10 protein-coding genes are annotated in these 15,848 nt (G+C 62.7%); 4 read left to right on the plus strand and 6 right to left on the minus strand.

The features are described 5' to 3' along the window. Nucleotides 1-102 precede the first annotated feature (102 nt). The 3 genes from NTD84_RS19015 to pvdM are packed head-to-tail and all read right to left on the minus strand — an operon-like array spanning nt 103 to nt 3,662. A complete protein-coding gene (locus NTD84_RS19015; RefSeq protein ID WP_262168499.1) occupies nt 103-978 on the minus strand; it encodes a formylglycine-generating enzyme family protein in 876 nt (291 codons plus the stop codon). A 36-nt stretch (nt 979-1,014) separates the two neighbouring features. After that, a complete protein-coding gene (locus tag NTD84_RS19020) occupies nt 1,015-2,295 on the minus strand; it encodes an aminotransferase class V-fold PLP-dependent enzyme (protein ID WP_262168501.1) in 1,281 nt (426 codons plus the stop codon). Further along, nucleotides 2,292-3,662, minus strand: a complete 1,371-nt coding sequence (gene pvdM, locus NTD84_RS19025; RefSeq protein ID WP_262168503.1) for a pyoverdine-tailoring dipeptidase-like protein PvdM — start codon at nt 3,660-3,662, stop codon at nt 2,292-2,294. The genes NTD84_RS19020 and pvdM overlap by 4 nt, the downstream gene beginning before the upstream one ends. A gap of 248 nt (nt 3,663-3,910) precedes the next feature. Between pvdM and NTD84_RS19030 the strand changes: the two genes are divergently transcribed. Further along, complete coding sequence (locus NTD84_RS19030; protein WP_262168504.1) at nt 3,911-5,539, plus strand: PvdJ/PvdD/PvdP-like protein; 1,629 nt, start codon at nt 3,911-3,913, stop codon at nt 5,537-5,539. A gap of 122 nt (nt 5,540-5,661) precedes the next feature. Here the strand turns inward: NTD84_RS19030 and NTD84_RS19035 are convergent, their stop codons facing one another. Genes NTD84_RS19035 through NTD84_RS19045 form a run of 3 tightly spaced genes read right to left on the minus strand, consistent with a single transcriptional unit; the run spans nt 5,662 to nt 10,207 of the window. Then, nucleotides 5,662-7,053, minus strand: a complete 1,392-nt coding sequence (locus tag NTD84_RS19035; protein WP_262168507.1) for an efflux transporter outer membrane subunit — start codon at nt 7,051-7,053, stop codon at nt 5,662-5,664. Between the two features lie 7 nt (nt 7,054-7,060). Next, complete coding sequence (locus NTD84_RS19040) at nt 7,061-9,034, minus strand: MacB family efflux pump subunit (RefSeq protein ID WP_262168510.1); 1,974 nt, start codon at nt 9,032-9,034, stop codon at nt 7,061-7,063. After that, entirely contained in the window at nt 9,035-10,207 is a 1,173-nt protein-coding gene (locus NTD84_RS19045) for an efflux RND transporter periplasmic adaptor subunit (RefSeq protein WP_262168512.1), read from the minus strand. A 336-nt stretch (nt 10,208-10,543) separates the two neighbouring features. Between NTD84_RS19045 and NTD84_RS19050 the strand changes: the two genes are divergently transcribed. The 3 genes from NTD84_RS19050 to mgtA all read left to right on the plus strand — a co-directional run bounded on the left by NTD84_RS19050 (nt 10,544) and on the right by mgtA (nt 15,755). Then, nucleotides 10,544-11,068, plus strand: a complete 525-nt coding sequence (locus tag NTD84_RS19050) for a sigma-70 family RNA polymerase sigma factor (RefSeq protein ID WP_262168714.1) — start codon at nt 10,544-10,546, stop codon at nt 11,066-11,068. 147 nt (nt 11,069-11,215) lie between these two features. Then, entirely contained in the window at nt 11,216-12,553 is a 1,338-nt protein-coding gene (locus NTD84_RS19055) for a lysine N(6)-hydroxylase/L-ornithine N(5)-oxygenase family protein (RefSeq protein ID WP_262168515.1), read from the plus strand. 499 nt (nt 12,554-13,052) lie between these two features. Then, nucleotides 13,053-15,755, plus strand: a complete 2,703-nt coding sequence (gene mgtA / locus NTD84_RS19060; protein ID WP_262168517.1) for a magnesium-translocating P-type ATPase — start codon at nt 13,053-13,055, stop codon at nt 15,753-15,755. Nucleotides 15,756-15,848: the final 93 nt, after the last annotated feature.

The following is a 15,848-nucleotide window of genomic DNA, read 5'->3' on the forward strand; positions in this document are numbered from 1 at the left end:
GCGGGCTGGGTTTAGGGCAGTTACAGGCTAAAAAAATTTGACTGACCCACCGCCATCGCGAGCAGGCTCGCTCCCACAGTTGGTTTAGGTGGCGTTTGAGACTTACAAATCCCGTGCGACGCGAAAGCCCAGCCAGTCGCCACGGGCATCGGGGTAGGCGGCGTTGCGGTTGCCCGATCGTGAGAACACCGGTGCTTCGCCCCAGTCGTTGCCGCGGATGCGCTGGACTTTGCAGTCGCCGGTCAGCCACGCGCTGCCATCGCCTGGCGCACCGACGTAGTTGTCGTTGTAGCAATCGGCGGTCCATTCGTAGACGTTGCCGTGCAGGTCGAAGACCCCGAAGGCGTTGGCCGGGAAGCTGCCCGCCGGCGAGGTGAAGTTGTAGCCGTCGGCAGCGCCGTAGGTATTGGCGTGCCTGGCGATGCTGTATTCCTTGCCCTCATCGAACGGGAAGGGGAATGGACCGCTGCTGCCGGCGCGGGCGGCGTACTCGCGCAGGGCTTCGCTGACGAGGTGGTAGGGCTTGCCGGATTTTTTCGAGAGCCAGGCCACATAGGCCGTGGCTTCGGACAAGTCCATGCACACCGCCGGATGCCTGGCGGTGTATTCGTAGCGCGGAACGCCGGCCTTGCATTCACGGCCCGGGCGGTCGTCGCCGTCGGGCATGACGTAGCCCGTGTCACGGATATAGGCGTCCCATTCGCCCTTCAGCACCTGAAAGCGGCTGATCGCCACAGGTCGGGCGAACGTCACCGGATGCTGCGGGCCTTCATCGGGCTCGCGGCCGACTTCATCGTCCGGCGTGCCCATGGTAAAGGTGCCCGCGGGCAGCACGACCATTTCCGGGCAGTCCTTGCAGTCCTTGAACACCTTGCCCGGTGCGATGGTCGCAGCCGCCTGGGCGCTGACCGGCAACAGACAGCTGACGGCCAGGACGGGAAGCACCCTCAGGAAATAACTACGCAGCGCACTGTTCATCGTCTCTCTCGTTGAAAGGTTAATTAGGTCGGTGGCTCAGAGCTGCCTGGCGAGCAACGCCATGAACCGGTCGATTTCGCTTTCGTTATTGAGCAGGCCGGGCGCGGTGCGGATCACCGGGCCGACATCGCGCTCCACGGCGTCGGCGACCACGCGGTTCTGCATCAGGTAGGCGGCGATCTTGTCGCAGTCCTTGTCCTTGATTCGGAAAAAGGTGAAGCCGGAGGAAAACGCCGGGCTGCGCGGCGTCACCAATTCGATCTGCGGGTGCTCCGCCAGGCGTTTTTTCAGGTAAGTGTTGAGCGCATGGATGCGCGCCTGCACGTCGGCCTTGCCCAGTTGCAGGTGCAATTTGAATGCTTCGTTGAGCGCCCAGCGGTGCTCGAACGCGTGGTAACCGCCCGGCGTCATGGTGGTGGAGAACGCCGTGGCTTCGGAGAAGGTCGGAATGATCGGCGTGACGTATTTGACCTCGGCGCTGCGGCTGCACACGATGCCGGTGCCTCGGGGGCCGAACATCCACTTGTGGGTGCCGGCGATGAAAAAGTCACAGTTCATGTCCGGAAAATCCAGGTCCTCGACACCGAAACCGTGCACGCCGTCGACCAGGTAGATGATCCGGTCCTGTTCGCTACGGCCACGATTGTGCTTGTCGACCAAGGCACCGATGGCCGCTATCGGCAATTTGACGCCGCTGCCGGAATGCACCCAGGTCATGCCCAGCACGCGGGTTTCCGGCTTGATGCTGCGGTCGATGTTATTGAGGATTTCTGCCTCGGTCAGGGTCTGTGGATCCTTGAACAAGGCGATCTTGCGCACGCGGGTGCCGTCCCGTTCGTTGCGCAGCGCGAGGATCGTGTGGGTCGCGTAGTGTTCGTGGTCGGTGGTGAGGATTTCCTGATCCGGCCGCACGTGCACGCCGCCGTAGATCATGGAAAGGCCTTCGGTGGTACTGCCGGTCAGGGCGATCTGTCTGGCGTCGGCCTTGAGATAACGTCCGGCCCAGAGGCGGACTTCTTCCTCGCGCTGCTCGATCACGCCCAGGTCCCAATCCATGGCCAGCCCGGGATTCTTGTCGAGGGCTGCGCGATGCAGGTCGATCGCGTCCCGTATCGGTTTGGGGTGCGAGGTGATCAGGAAGTTGGAGAAGTGCAGGTAGTCCGGATCCTGATCGAACAGCAATCGCAGCTGCGCCCATTTGTCCCGGGGCAGCGGCGCCAGTGCTGTGGCGCTGGCAACGTTGTGCAGGCCGGCGGTCAGGGGCAGCGTGGCGGCGAAGAGCCCGGCCTGTTTCAGAAAGGTGCGGCGATCCGTCATGGTGTGCGAGTGTCCTGCTGGGAAACCAGAGCGGGTTTGGCGGCTTTCTGCACTTGATCCCAAACCCGCAGGAAATTGCCGCCCCACAACTTGGCGATGTCCGCCTCGGAGTAACCGCGGGAGATCAGTTCGGCGGTGACGTTGCGGATTTCGCCGACGTTCTCCCAACCTTTGACGCCGCCGCCCTCGTTGAAGTCGGAGCTGATGCCAACGTGGTCGATGCCGATTTTACGCACCGTGTAGTCGATGGCGTCGCCGAGGTCCTTGAGGCTGGCCTTGGGTTCTTCCTCGAGGATCGCGTAGAGGCGGCTGGCGTACTTGCCGAACTTTTCTTCGGGCCAGGCGGAAATGATCGGGTCACCCGGCATCAGCGCCACGGCCAGGTTGGGCAGCGGCGGCAAGCCGAATGCCTTGCGCAGTTCGTTGAGTTTGTCCTGGGTCGGCTGGGTCAGCGGCTTCAGGTACTGGGAGAAACCGACCACCTGCACCACGCCGCCGCTGTTCTTGATCAGTTGCATTTCCTTGTCGCTGAGGTTGCGCGGGATATCGACCATTGCCCGCGGTGCCGAGTGCGAGGCGACCATCGGCGTGCGGCTCAACTGCGCGACTTGCTCCAGGCCCTGGGTCGACATTTGCGACACGTCGATGATGACCCCCAGATCGTTCAGGCGACCGACCGCTTGCTTGCCGATATCCGACAGGCCATTGAGCGCGTCGGGTGAATCGTTGAAGAACGGCAGCGGTCGCGAGGAGTCGGCCCAATCGTTGTTGCCGATGTAGCTGAAGCCAAACATGCGCATGCCGCGCGCCGCCCACAGGTTCAACTGGTTGAGGTCATGGCCCAGCGGATAGGCGTTGAGCATGCTGATGAAAATCGCGAACTTGCCTTCGCCGTGCAGGCGGCGCAGGTCATCGGGGGTGTAGGCGATGGCCACCTGATTGGGGAAGTCGCGGACCATGCCAGTGATGATCTTGTAGCGGATTTCCTGCTGGTTGCGCGCCTCGTCGACGAAGCCTTCAGTGGGCTTGTGCGGTGCATTGGCGCCGTTCCAGATTTCCGGCCAGCCGAAAATCGTCAGGGCCGCGCTGGACAGCGGGCCGCGGTTGACTTTGACCAGGTCGAACTGGCCCTCGCCATCCTTGTCGGCTTCGTGGCCGTCGGTGCCAAAGTTTTGCATCAGGCTGACGTGGCTGTCGAAGGAGAGCAGGCGTTCGTGCAACTCATTGGCTTGTTTCATCACCTCGGCCGGGTAGCCGAGGTCGTCCTTGAACCAATGATCCCAAGCCGCAAAGCCCGCACCGGCGGTGATCGCCAGGGCCAGTGGCAGGCCGATGTAAAGAGCCTTTTTCGAACGTGGTCTTGTCATTGCCATCTCAGTCAGGTTCGCCGTCGAGGTGCAGGCGCAGGGGCCTTTGCTATCTGGGAAGAACGAGCGGCCGGGTGGGAAATTTAGGGCCTGTGGGCGTCAGCGAATACGCGGGTTTTCTGGATAACCGCGTTGCCCATGGGTTTTTCGCGAGCAGGCTCGCTCCTACAGGAAGCGTTTAAATTTGTGGGGGCAACAAACGTTCTAGCTTGGATAAAGCCTGCTCCATGGCTGACACAGGTAGGGCAATGAAGATTTCTCGACGATGGTTCATGGCAGGCCTGGCGCTGACTGGCGCCGCTGTGCCGGCGGCTTTTTATGGGCATCGCGAATGGACGAAGCCAGACCCGACGATCACCCCCGGCGAGGCCACGGTCGACCTGGCGGACACCGCGGGTCAGCAACTGGCCAACTCGCTGCGCGGGGTCTGGGATGTCCGTTTCGAAGGTTCGCAGGCGGGTCTTGAAGGCTTGCCGCAGGATGGCCTGGAATTGTTTCTCGACATTGCCCAGCGCGGTCGCGGTGTGCGCGGCTATCTCGACACCGCACATCAACTGCGCAGCGACGCGCAGCCGCGCTACCGGTTGCTCGGCGATCTGGTGCAGTCCCAACCCACTGAACTTTACTGGCGCCTGTTCGATACCCGGTCGCCGGAGGGGGCGCCAACCTATGAACTGGTGGTCGTTCTCGATGAAGTCTGGGCCGATTTCGGCAATGCCGGTAGCGGCACCCTCAGCGGGCGCATCCTGCGGCTTGATCGTCCGCTGGGCCTGCCGGAAGTGGACAATCGATTCGTCGCGCGTAAACGCCTGTTCCCTGAAGCCCGGGAGCGGGTGGGCCTGAACCCGACGCTGCTGGCCTGGCTGGTTTCTTCTGAGCACCGTCTGTTCCATCAGCTCTGGCACGCGAGCCGGGACAAATGGCACACCCTCGCTGAAGACAAGCGCGAGGCCTTGCGCGGTATCGGTTGGCAGCCCGGTCCTCGGGGGCAGGAGCGTGATGCCCGTGGTCCGCGCAAGGATCGCAATGGTTCCGGGGTGGATTTCTTTTTCATGCACCGGCACATGCTCGGTACGGCCCGGTCGATGCAGGATCTGCCGTCCTGGTCGAGCTTCCCGATGCCGCAGCCGGAGCTGGAACGGGATCGTCAAGGGTTCGCCCGCTATCACGACAACGAAGACGGTACGGCGCTGCCACCGACCTGGCTGGCGGCTGAAGACAGCGAGTACACCCAGTGGGTCAGCGACATCAAGACGGCCGAGACCTATCACAGCAACTTCGAGGTCTGGGAATCGCGCTACCGCGATCCGCGTTATCTGTCGAAGCTGACCCTGGGGCAGTTTGGTTCGGAAGTCGAACTGGGTTTGCATGACTGGCTGCACATGCGCTGGGCCTCGGTGCCACGGGATCCGTCAAACGGTCAGCCGGTGCCGTTCGCCCGGGATCCGGCGGACTTCGCGGCGCGGTGGTATGCGCCGGAAAACGATTTCCTCGGCGACCCGTTTTCGTCCCATGTGAACCCGGTGTTCTGGCATTTCCATGGCTGGATCGACGATCGCATCGAAGACTGGTTTCGCGCCCATGAGCGTTTTCATCCGGGGGAGGTCAGTCGGCTGGAGGTCAACAGGGTGCAGTGGTTCGCGCCGGGACGCTGGGTTGAAGTGGCCGATCCGTGGCTCGGCCCGGTGACCCATGGCTGCAGCACCACGCCTGGTTTGCAGGTGGGCAAGTCGGTGGAGATGGACCCGGAAACCATGAAACTGGCCCTGCGCATTACCTTTCTCAGCGACGAAAAGAAAACCGCCAGCCTGTTCCGCCGCGTTCCGCAACGGCCGTGGTATGCGCGGCATCTCAAGGTCAACCCGATTACCGGTTAATCAGGTATTGCGCGTTATCGTTCATTCGCGAGCAAGCCCGCTCCCACAGGGATTTTGTGAAGCCTGAAGATCCAGTGTGGGAGCGGGCTTGCTCGCGAAAGCGGCTTTGCAGGCGCTGCCAATTACAGCGCCTGCCACCCACCCCCAAGCGCCTTGTACAACCCGATACTCGCCTGCACCCGCGCCAACCTCAGTTGCACATTCAAATCCTGCGCCGCGTACAGCGTGCGCTGGGTTTCCAGCACCGTCAGCAAATCTTCGGCGCCGGCCTGGTAGCGGCTCTGGGCAATGTTGAACGCGGTTTGCGCCTGGGTCAGTTCTTCGCTCTGCCACTGCCGTTGCGCGTCCAGCCCGCGAATGCTGTTCAGGGCTTTCTCCACATCGGCAAAGCCGTTGATGATGCTGGCGCGATAATTCTCCAGTAGCTCCTGTTGGCGGGCGGTGGCCTTGTCGCGTTCTGCACCGAGCCGGCCGTTGTTGAAGATCGGCGTCACCAGCCCGGCGGTGAGGTTGTAGAACGGACTGCGCAGCAGGTCGGAGGCGGTGTTCGAGCCGGAGCCGAGGTTGGCGCTGAGGGTCACGGCCGGCAGCATCGCGGCGCGGGCGACCGTGACGTCAGCCTGGGCCGCCGCCAGCTGCGCCTCGGCGCGGGCAATGTCCGGACGGCGGCTGAGCAATTCACTGGGCACACCGCTGCCGATCACCGGCCACTGCAACTGATCGAAACCCTCATCCAGCGGCGCCAGTTCCTGCACCGGCCGGCCGAGCAAAGCGGCGAGGCTGATTTGCGCGTCCCGGGCCTGTTGCTGCACCGTCGGCAATTGCCGTTGCTGCGCCGCCACCAGGCTTTTTTGTTGCGCCAGTTCCAAGGCCGTGGCCGAGCCGGAGTCGAAGCGCGTCTGCACCAGGTTCAAGACCCGTTGCGCGTTGGCCAGATTCAGTTCAGCGATGCGGCCTTGCTCATGCAGAGACAGGGTTTGCGCGTAACTGCTGGCCACGCCGCTAAGCAACGTTAGCTCCACCGTCGCTTGATCAAACTCACTCGCCTGCAGACTGAATCGGGCGCTGTCGCGAGCGGCGCGGTTGCCGCCCCAGAAATCGATTTCATAGCTGGCAGTGAGGCTGGCATCGAAGTAGTCCACCGCCTTGTTGCTGTCGTCGACATCCAGCTGGTTATAGCCGCTGCCGCGCAGCAGTTTCTGGCGGTTGGCATTGGCGGCACCCTTGATTTCCGGCAGTTGCGAACCGCCGGCAATCACAGTGCCGGCCTGGGCCTGGCGCACCCGTGCCACGGCGGCGGCCAGGTCGAAACTGCCGACGCGGGCCTGTTCGATCAGGCGATCCAGCGCCGGGCTGCCGAACTGCGTCCACCATTGCGCGTTGCTGCGGGCCTCGGCGTCGTGCGGCGATTGCCACGCGGCGGGCGGGACAATGCCGCTGTCCGGACGCGGGGCGTTACTGCCGCAAGCACTGAGCAGCAGGCACAGGGTCAACAGGCTGAGGCGCGGTTTCATAGATCGATCATTCACTGGTAAGGGCCGTGACCGGGTCGAGCCGGGCAGCTTTGCGGGCCGGCATGAAGCCGAAGACAACGCCGGTGACCAGTGCGCAGGCAAAGGCGCCGAGCACTGCCACCAGGGAAAAGGCCACGGCGACTTCGCTGAGGATCAGCACGCCGCCGACGATCAGCGCCAGGGCAATCCCGGCGAGCCCACCGACGACCGAAAGCATCACCGCTTCGGTGAGGAACTGGCGCAGGATGTCCCGTTGCCGGGCGCCGGTGGCCATGCGGATGCCGATCTCCCGGGTGCGTTCACGTACGGTCATGAGCATGATGTTCATCACGCCGATGCCGCCGACCAGCAACGAAATCGCGGCAATCGAACCGAGCATCAGCGACAGGGTATTTTGCGTGCGCGCCTCGGCCTGGATCATGGCGGCGTTGTTGGTCAGTTCGAAATCCGCCTTGCCGTTGTGCAGGCGCAGCATCAACTGCTCGATGGCTTTTTCCGCGTCCTTGACCTTGCGTGCGTCGGCGGCGGCGATCGCCACATATTCGGGATCGTGGGTGCCGAACAGGCGGACGCTGGCGGCGGAGTAGGGCACGGCAATCCGGTTGTCGCTGTCGGAATCGCCGGAACTGGCACCTTTTTCCGCCAGCACCCCGACCACCTGGAAGGGCACGTTTTCAATCAGGATGTACTGACCGATCGGGTTGGCGACATCCTTGAGCAATTTGTTGCGCACCTTGTGCCCGATCACCGCGACGGCCGCAGCGTTCTGTTCATCGGCGGCGGTGAAATAGCTGCCTTCGGCGACGGGCCAGTTAAAAATGGCCGGGAAGTTGGTGTCGTTTCCGCCGACGTAGCTCAGGTGATAGAGGTTGCCAAAGCGCACCACCGCTTCCGCGCCGTTGACCGGCATGATGCGCATGACTTGCGGCAGGCTGGCCAGCGCCCGCACGTCATCGAGGGTGACGATCCCCGGTGGCGCGCCAGGGTGGGTCGGGGCGCCGCTGAGGTAAAGGATGTTCGAGCCGAAGGCACCCATTTGCGCCATCACCTGGCGCTTGCTGCCTTCGCCAACCGCCAGCATCACCACCACCGAGGCGACGCCGATGATGATGCCGAGCAACGTCAGCGCGGTGCGGAACTTGTTGATCCACATCACCCGCCAGGCTGCGTGCACCGCGTCCACCAATTCGCCTTTCCAGGCACCGGTGGCTTCGGCGCCTTCGCTGAGACGTTTGCGCAGGTCCACCGCTTGCAGGGCGCCGGGGTTGGCCGAGGTCTGCACGTCGGGGTTGTCGCGGGCGCTGTCGCTGATGATCAGGCCATCGCGAATTTCGATGATGCGCTTGGCCCGGGCCGCGACTTCGCGGTCGTGGGTGATGAGGATCACCACGTGGCCCTGGCTCGCCAGTTCGTCGAGCAGGGTCATGACCTCGGCGCCGCTGTGGCTGTCGAGGGCGCCGGTGGGTTCGTCGGCGAGGATGATGTGGCCGCCGTTCATCAAGGCGCGGGCGATGGATACCCGTTGCTGCTGGCCGCCGGACAGTTGATGCGGGCGGTTGCCGGTGCGCGAGGCCAGGCCGAGGCGGTCGAGCAGGGCGGCGGCGCGGGCGTGGCGCTCGGCGGCGGGCAGGCCGGCGTAGATGGCCGGCATCTCGACGTTTTCCTGGGCCGAGCCGGACGGGATCAGGTGGTAACCCTGGAACACAAAGCCGAACGCCTCGCGCCGCAGCCAGGCCAGCTCGTCGCTGTCGAGGCCGGCGACGTTTTCCCCGGCGAAGCGGTAGTCGCCCGAGGTCGGACGGTCGAGGCAGCCGAGGATGTTCATCAGCGTCGATTTGCCGGAACCGGAAGCGCCGACAATCGCCACGAATTCCCCGGCATGAATCGACAGGTCGATGCCGCGCAACACGTGCACCTCCGGAGCGTCACCGCCTCCGTAGGCTTTGCGGATGTCCTGCAGGTCGATCAGGGGCGTCTGCATTCAGCCGCCACTCCCGTCGACCGGGCCGATCAGCAGGTGATCGCCTTCTTCGAGGCCGTCGAGGATCTGCACTTTCAGCCGATCGCTGATGCCGGTGCGCACGTTGCGTTGTTGGGTCTCACCGCTCTTGGCAACCACGGTGGCGATCTGGACGTCGGCTTGCTCGCCACTCTGCAACGCGGCGATCGGCGCGGTCAGGACATTTTTCGCCTGGTTGGAGACGAAGAAAACCTGGGTGGTCATTTCAGCCATCAGTGCGTTGTCGGCGTTATCGACATCCAGCAGCACGGTGTAGAGGACCACGCGAGCGGTGCCGCTTTTACTCGAACTGGCCGGGCTGCCACCGCCCTGGCTGGTCTGATCCAGCGGCTTGGGGGGGATCGGCAGGATCTGCCGCACCGTGCTGCTCCAGCGTCGATTGCCGCCACTGAGGGTGGTGAACCAGGCGTTCATGCCCGGTTTGACGTGACCGATGTCGGCCTCGGACACCTCGGCCCAGACCGTCATCGGCGAGAGTTTGGCGATGCGCAGAATCAGCGGTGTCTGTTGCTGGGCGTTGAGGGTTTGGCCTTCCCGGGCATCGAGGGCGACCACCGTACCGCTCATGGGCGCATAGATGCGGGTGTAGCCGAGTTCGGCCTGATCGCTGCGCAGGCTGGCCTGGGCCTGGCGGATCTGCGCCTGGAACATGTCGATACGCGCCTGGGTGGTGCGCAGTTCGGCCTGGGCGGTCTGCACGTCTTCGTCGCGGGTCGCGCCGCCGGCGGCGAGGTTCTGCTGGCGTTGGTATTTCTGCTGCGCGAGGTCGTGCAAGGCGCGCTGCTCCTGCAACTGCGCCTTGAGGTTATCGATGGAATAGCGCCCGGCGTCGAGCTTGGCCTGTTGCGTGGAGGGGTCGATTTCCACCAGTAACTGGCCTTCCTTGACCACGTCGCCGACCTCCACGTGGATCTTGTGGATTTGCCCCGAGGCCTGGGCACCGACGTCGACATAGCGCCGCGGTTGCAGGGTGCCGAGGGCGGTGACGCTGCTTTCGATGTCAGCGCGGGCGACTTGCACCGTCGCGTATTGATCGCGGCCGGGCGGCAATATTTGCCAGGCGGCGACGGCAATCACGGGGATCAGGCAAAGGGCTACAAGCAGGGCGCGTCGGGTGTGTCGGGGACGTTTCATGCAGGGTTCCGGCCAATGGAGTTCGGCCCGTCGCAGCAGCCAATGCATCCGGAGGGAGCCGACAGCGATGGGAAGGTGTTGTGTAAACGAGGAAACGGCCCGCAAATTTAGAGACAACAACACCCCCTGTGGGAGCGAGCCTGCTCGCGAAGGCGATCTTGCTGACGCCGCTGAAGGCCGCGTCATGACCATCTTCACGGACAGGCATGTTCCCACAGTCGCCCAGCGATTTACGGGGCAAATTGAAACAGCACTTTAAATCTATATGAGAATTACTATAAATTACACGCTCGAAATTGCCACCATCGTGCCACTGTCCACTTGGCAGTCGCGGATCTGGCCCAAGGACAGACGTCGCACCCGAGCGGCCGGGAGTCATGGTTGGAAAACTACTATCGCGAGCTGGTGTGTTTCCTGAACGCCAAGCTGGGCAACCGTCAGGTCGCCGAAGATGTGGTGCATGACGCTTATCTGCGGGTGCTGGAGCGTTCCAGCGATACGCCGATCGAGCAGCCCCGGGCGTTCCTTTATCGCACCGCGCTCAATCTGGTGATCGACGACCATCGGCGCAATGCCCTGCGTCAGGTCGAATCACTCGACGTGCTCGACAATGAAGAGCGCTATTTCACCCCGTCCCCGCACAATTGCCTCGATCACGGCCAGCGCCTGGAAATGCTGCAGCGCGCGTTGACGGAACTGCCAAGGCTGTGCCGCGAGAGCTTCCTGCTGCGCAAGATCGACGGCCTGTCGCACCCCGAAATCGCCGAACGGCTGGGGATCTCCCGAGCGCTGGTGGAGAAGCACATTGTCAATGCGATGAAGCACTGCCGCGTGCGGATGCGGGATTGGGATGCCCATTGATCCTGTCCGAGACTTGAACAAAGAGTATTAAATTTTATTTCACGGTCCTCGTTCCTACTCAACAGACAACCTGCTGTCCTGATCAAGGCTGGCCAGGTCACTTAGGCTTCTCCCCATGTTGAGGGGTTCATCCAGAGGACACTGGAAATGACACAGGCAATTGCATCGCCCATCGTTCACGACCTGATCGGTGTGGGTTTCGGCCCATCGAACCTGGCGTTGGCCATCGCGCTGCAGGAGCGCGCCGCGAGCCAGGGCAGTCTGGATGTCCTGTTTCTCGACAAACAGGCCAACTACCGCTGGCACGGCAATACGCTGGTGACCCAGAGCGAATTGCAGATTTCCTTCCTCAAGGACCTGGTGACCCTGCGCAATCCGACCAGCCCGTACTCCTTCGTCAACTACCTCAAGCACCACGGTCGTCTGGTGGACTTCATCAACCTCGGCACCTTCTATCCGTGCCGCATGGAGTACAACGACTACCTGTGCTGGGTCGCCGGGCAATTTGCCGAACAAAGCCGCTACGGCGAAGAAGTGCTGACCATCGAGCCGGTGCTGCACAACCAGCAGGTCGAAGCGCTGCGGGTGATCTCCCGCGACACCCAGGGCCATCAGCACGTGCGCACGACCCGTTCGGTGGTGGTCAGCGCCGGCGGCACGCCGCGCATTCCCGAAGCGTTCAAGGCGCTGAAGGATGACGGTCGGGTGTTCCATCACTCGCAGTACCTGGCGCAGATGGCCAGGCAACCGTGCGTGAACAATCAGCCGATGAGCATCGCGATCATCGGGGGCGGGCAGAGCGCCGCGGAAGCCTTCATCGACCTGAACGACAGCTTCCCGTCGGTGCAGGTGGACATGATTCTGCGCGGTTCGGCGCTGAAGCCGGCGGACGACAGCCCGTTCGTCAACGAAGTGTTTTCGCCCGAATTCACCGATCTGGTGTTCCAGCAGGAGAGCAGCGAGCGTGAGCGCCTGGTCAACGAGTACCACAACACCAACTATTCGGTGGTCGACATCGACCTGATCGAGCGCATCTACGGCATCTTCTATCGTCAGAAAGTCTCGGGCATTGCGCGGCATGCCTTCCGCACCCTGACCACGATCGAAAAAGCCACCGCCACCGAGCGCGGCGTCGAACTGGCCCTGCGCAACAACGCTACCGGCGAGGTAACGGTTCGGCATTACGACGCGGTGGTGCTGGCCACCGGTTACGAGCGGCAGATGCACCGCACGTTGCTGGCGCCACTGGAAGAGTACCTGGGTGATTTCGAGGTGGATCGCAACTACAAACTGATCACCGACGAGCGCTGCAGGACCGGCATTTATATGCAGGGCTTCTGCCAGGCGAGCCACGGCTTGAGCGACACGCTGTTGTCGATCCTGCCGATTCGCGCGGACGAGATTGCCGGTTCGTTGTATGAGCACGGCAAGCATCGTGGGCATGGCCGGTCGATGGCGGATCTGTTGTTGGCGACGGCCAGCTGAGTTTTGCGGCGACTTTGAGGCCGCCTTCGCGAGCAGGCTCGCTCCCACAATGAAACTGCATTCGCAGGACTAATGTGGGAGCGGGCTTGCTCGCGAAGAGGCCCTCAACGACGATAAAAATCCTGAATCCTGAACCCTCCCTGAAGAACCCCGAGATTCCACGGCAACCCGCCATTCCTTCGTTTACTCTCCAGAAATCGGGGCGTAAGCTTCGCGCGTTTTCATCAATAGCGGAGACCCACAGTGGGTACTTGTTCGAGTGACAGTAGTCGGCCGGTTTCAATAACCGGCACCTTCCCGGCAAGATAACGCGCCCCTGTTTTGCGCCGTTGTCTCGCCGTATAGCGAGCAGCGGCTTCCCGATCGCGGCCAATCCTGGCCTGTGTCCCGACGCCCTCTCATCGACGCTGAACCGTGCGTGATGTTCGACTTTTGTCGTTATCGCGGCGCTCGTGCATGCCTGCTCGACGGTTTCCCGGCTGACCCTGGGGGAACTGCCATGAACCTGACCCTGCTCAAGGAATTCTTCGCCGGATTCCTGCGCACCCGCCACATCGCCCGTCACTTTCGTCGCCTGGCGCTGCTGGAAACCTTCACCGACACCACGGTCAGCCGCGAAGTGCCGCCGACCCTCGCGCAAACCCTGGTGGGCGCCGCCAACAGCGACACCGGTTCATTGCTGAACCATCTCCACAGCCACACCGACGGCCTGAGCGAAGCCGAAGCCGATGCCCTGCGCGCGCAATTCGGCCTCAACGAAGTCGAGCACGAGCAGCCGCTGCCATGGTGGGTGCATCTGTGGCACTGCTACAAAAATCCGTTCAACCTGCTGCTGACGTTGCTCGCAGTGATCTCCTGGCTGACCGAGGACATGAAAGCCGCCATCGTGATTTTCTCCATGGTGGTGCTCTCGACCTTGCTGCGCTTCTGGCAGGAAACCAAGTCCAACCAGGCTGCCGACGCGCTCAAGGCGATGGTCAGCAACACCGCCACGGTGATGCGCCGCGACGCGCTGCGCACCGAAGTGCCGATCAAACTCCTGGTGCCGGGCGACCTGATCGTGTTGTCGGCCGGCGACATGATTCCCGCCGATTGCCGGGTGCTCAACGCCAAGGACCTGTTCGTCAGCCAGGCGGCCATGACCGGTGAGTCAATGCCGGTGGAAAAATTCCGTCTGCAGCAGGACAGCGACACGAGCAACCCGCTGGACCTCGACAACATCCTGTTCATGGGCACCAACGTGGTGTCCGGCACCGCGATCGCGGTGATCCTGACCACCGGCAACAGCACCTATTTCGGGGCGCTGGCCCAGCGGGTCGGCGCCACCGATCGTGCGCCGACGTCGTTCCAGACCGGGGTCAACAAAGTCAGCTGGCTGCTGATCCGCTTCATGTTCGTCATGGCGCCGCTGGTGTTGTTCATCAACGGCTTCACCAAGGGCGACTGGACCGAAGCACTGCTGTTCGCGCTGTCGATTGCCGTGGGCCTGACCCCGGAAATGCTGCCGATGATCGTCACCTCGACCCTGGCCAAAGGTGCAGTGTTTCTGTCGCGGAAAAAAGTCATCGTCAAACGCCTGGACGCGATCCAGAACTTCGGCGCGATGGACGTGCTGTGCACGGACAAGACCGGCACCCTGACCCAGGACAAAATCTTCCTCGCGCGCAACGTCGACGTCTGGGGCAACGACTCCGATGACGTGCTGGAAATGGCTTATCTCAACAGCTACTACCAGACCGGGTTGAAAAACCTGCTGGACGTGGCGGTGCTCGAGCACGTCGAGGTCCACCGTGAATTGAAGGTCGGCACCGCGTTTCGCAAAGTCGACGAGATCCCGTTCGATTTCACCCGCCGGCGCATGTCGGTGGTGGTCGCCGAGCGCGATCATTCGCACCTGCTGATCTGCAAAGGCGCGGTGGAAGAAGTGCTGGCGGTGTGCTCCCGGGTGCGTCACGGTGTGGTCGATGAAGCGCTGACCGATGACCTGCTGGCGCGGATTCGCCAGGTCACCGCCGCCTTCAATGCCGAGGGCCTGCGCGTGGTGGCGGTCGCGGCCCGGCCGATGATCGACTCCCGCGACACTTATAGCCTGGCGGATGAACAGGAACTGACACTGATCGGCTACGTGGCGTTCCTCGATCCACCGAAGGAAAGCACCGCCCCGGCGCTGAAGGCGCTGGCTGCCCATGGGGTGGCGGTGAAAGTGCTGACCGGCGACAACGAACTGGTCACCGCGAAAATTTGCCGCGAAGTGGGCCTGGAACAACGGGGCCTGCTGATGGGCAACGACATTGAGCGCATGAGCGACGCCGAACTGGCGGTGGCGGTGGAGACCACCAACGTCTTCGCCAAACTGACGCCGACCCACAAGGAACGCATCGTCCGCCTGCTCAAAGGCAACGGCCATGTGGTCGGTTTCATGGGCGATGGCATCAACGACGCGCCGGCGCTGCGCACGGCTGATATCGGCATTTCGGTGGACAGCGCCGTGGACATCGCCAAGGAAGCGGCGGACATCATCCTGCTGGAAAAAAGCCTGATGGTGCTGGAGGAGGGCGTGCTGGAAGGGCGTCGCACCTTCGCCAACATGCTCAAGTACATCAAGATGACCGCGAGCTCGAACTTCGGCAACGTGTTCTCGGTGCTGGTGGCCAGCGCGTTCATTCCGTTCCTGCCGATGCTGCCGATGCACCTGCTGGTACAGAACCTGCTCTACGACATCTCGCAGATCGCCATCCCGTTCGATAACGTCGATGAAGAAATGCTCAGCAAACCGCAGCGCTGGCAGCCGGCGGATGTCGGGCGGTTCATGCTGTTCTTCGGGCCGATCAGCTCGATCTTCGACATCACCACGTTTGCCTTGATGTGGTACGTGTTCGACGCCAATACACCGGATCATCAAACCCTGTTCCAGTCCGGCTGGTTCGTGGTCGGGCTGCTGACCCAGACGCTGATCGTGCACATGATCCGCACGCCGAAGATCCCGTTCCTGCAAAGTCGCGCGGCCATGCCGCTGATGGTGATGACCGGAATCATCATGGCCGTGGGCATTTTCCTGCCGATGGGGCCGTTGGCGCATTACTTCAAATTGCAGGCGCTGCCGTCGCTGTACTTCGTGTTCCTGCCGGTGATCCTGCTGGCGTACATGGCGCTGACCCAGGCGGTGAAGGGCTTTTATATCCGCCGGTTTGGCTGGCAGTAAGGTTGACGGACGGATCGTTTCCACGCTGTGGGAACGATCCTCATCCGAGACTCGGCGCGGCTTTCATGCCCGGCTACCGGACGACGAGACGCC

The organism is Pseudomonas sp. 14P_8.1_Bac3 (assembly GCF_025466085.1).
GTDB lineage: Bacteria > Pseudomonadota > Gammaproteobacteria > Pseudomonadales > Pseudomonadaceae > Aquipseudomonas.